The organism is Collinsella sp. CLA-ER-H3, assembly GCF_040092425.1.
GTDB lineage: Bacteria > Actinomycetota > Coriobacteriia > Coriobacteriales > Coriobacteriaceae > Collinsella.
Genome location: NZ_JBBNLP010000020.1, coordinates 1 through 2,234 on the forward strand (window position 1 = coordinate 1; position 2,234 = coordinate 2,234).

Genomic DNA, 2,234 nt, shown 5'->3' on the forward strand with positions numbered 1-2,234 from the left:
AGGTCGAGCTGCCGTTCAGCGACCCCGAGTTCCGCAAGATCGTCTCCCCGATGGTCACCTACACCATCACCGAGCGCCTGAGCTGCCATCTCGAGCACGTCCGCAACCACCCGCTCACCACGCGTCGCTACTACCACCAGATGAACTACTAAAGCAGCTTTCAGCGGTCGTTATTTTGCTCGGAAATAATTCGTTATGTTGCGTTCGTAAAACAATGCAAACAAATGTCGCAGTCTCGTTCTAGGGAGCCATGCCGTAGCTGGCCGCTTGAGGTCGTATTTGCTTGGACTCGACCATGCGGCTCGTTGGCATTTCACGGTAGCGACTTCAAGGCGAAATGGGGCATTTTTGCCAAATGCCCCTCTTGTTTGCGCCACAAGTGGCATTCGACACCTTCATATGGAGTGTTTGATATTGTAGACGGTCAAAAATAAGATTGAACCGTCTATTTCTTTCAAAATAATACGTAATAGGTTATCTTATAACGTATAGAAGTTTCATAGAATGTTATACGGAGAACGTTATGATTAACCCGACTAGTGCTGTGCCGCTATATGTACAAGTAGCTGATGATTTGCGCCGCCGTATTGAGATGGGCGAGTTTTCCGAAAGTGGCGTGTTGCCTAGCGAAAATGGTTTTTGCGAAGAATACGAGGTTAGCCGTGCGACGATACGGAAGGCAATTCAAACTCTTGTGGATGACGACGTGCTTGATACGCGTCATGGCAAGGGCACATTTATCCGGCAGCCTAAAATCGTCTCGAGCTTGAGCACGTTTAAGGGTTTCACTTATTTTTGCCATGAAAATAATATCGAAACCTCGTCTCGTGTTCTCGCTCTTCAGGAGGTCGAGCCGCCCGTTGCCGTCCGTCGTCATTTGCGAATGGAAGAGAATGAATCTGCGGTTTACCTCAAACGCGTGAGGTCAATTAACCACATAAATGCAATGATTGAACATATTTATCTTCCAGTAAAGAACTTCGGGTTTTTACTGGGTGTCGATATGGAGAACGCATCACTTTATGAAACGATTGAGAGAGAGACGGGGCTGCGACTAGAGGATAATTGTTTCCCGTCTATTGTGCTTGAAGCAGGGCTTGCTACGGATGAGGAGAAGCGCATCCTTAATATCGCAGGAGAAGCTGCGATGTTTATATTGAGTGAGACCGTTTATATGAGCACTGGTAAGCCAGTGCACTTTACTAAGCAGGTGATGTTGGGTGATTATTTCAAATACTTCTTTTCGATTAAGGCTAATCAACTCGGCATCAATTGGCGGGGACTTGAAGCCGTTGAGTGTAGAAAGCAATAGGTTGAATAATGGTTAAAGTGGAGAGCGCTGTTCCATTGTATAAGCAGATCGTTCACGATCTTGTGAGTCGAATAGAAAGTGGCGTATATAGCGAAGGGGATAAGCTTCCTACTGAGACGGAGCTTATGGAGGAATATGGCGTTAGTCGTATTACTGTTCGATCGGCAATCAAGGAACTAGAGGATGCCGATATCGTTGAGCGCACGCGAGGGAAAGGGACTTTTGTTACCACGACACGCAATGCCTATGCAGCCGATGACCAGGAAAGCTTCACCCATTCCTGCATTCAAGAAAATAAAAAGCCTTCTACCGTAGTGCTCGAAGTAGCTTGGATTTATCCTACGCTGCGCGACGTGCGTTTTCTTCAGGTCCAGGAGGACGAGAATATTCTTCAGACTAGACGTTTGCGCTTAGTCGATGGCGTGCCAACGATGTTGGAGACCAATAGCTACACTCCTTCTCTTGCCTTTTTGGAACATGAAGATTTATCGGGTTCTCTACTTGAGGTGCTGGGAAGACGCCATATCGAACTTGGCAATAACGAGCGAACGTTGCAGGTGTGCTTTGCAAGTGCTTACGAGGCAGAACATTTGAATGTAAAGCCGGGATCTGCCCTTTTATTATTTGTAGATAAGCGTTGCAGCGCGCAGGGAGTGCCATTGTTTATTTCGCGGCAGGTGTACTGCACTGAGCGCTTAAAGTTTTATCTCTAGCGAAAGCCAAGCCCCGGATCTTTCTTAACCGAATAACAAGAGATTGAAAACGCCCCGACAAAGGGGCGTTTTTTTGCCGTTTAGGGGGTGCGGACGATTTCTTGGACCGCGCCTAGGCGTATCCAAGCTTCCTGCGGTACTCCATCGGGCTCAGCCACCCGAGGGACTTCTTGATCCGCTCCTCACGATAGTACACGAGGTAGGCCTCG

The 2,234-nt window shown here is 47.8% G+C and carries 3 protein-coding genes; 2 read left to right on the forward strand and 1 reads right to left on the reverse strand.

What is annotated here, in order from left to right:
- The first annotated feature begins 523 nt into the window (after positions 1-523).
- Positions 524-1,312, forward strand: a complete 789-nt coding sequence (locus AAAX32_RS09955) for a GntR family transcriptional regulator (protein WP_117790910.1) — start codon at positions 524-526, stop codon at positions 1,310-1,312.
- An 8-nt stretch (positions 1,313-1,320) separates the two neighbouring features.
- Positions 1,321-2,025: a GntR family transcriptional regulator gene (locus AAAX32_RS09960; protein WP_055287651.1), complete on the forward strand. Its 705-nt coding sequence runs from the start codon at positions 1,321-1,323 to the stop codon at positions 2,023-2,025.
- A 112-nt stretch (positions 2,026-2,137) separates the two neighbouring features.
- On the opposite strand, the gene AAAX32_RS09965 is transcribed toward AAAX32_RS09960, so the two are convergent.
- The coding region (locus AAAX32_RS09965) for an IS3 family transposase (RefSeq protein WP_349100292.1) at positions 2,138-2,234 on the reverse strand (97 nt) is incomplete at its 5' end.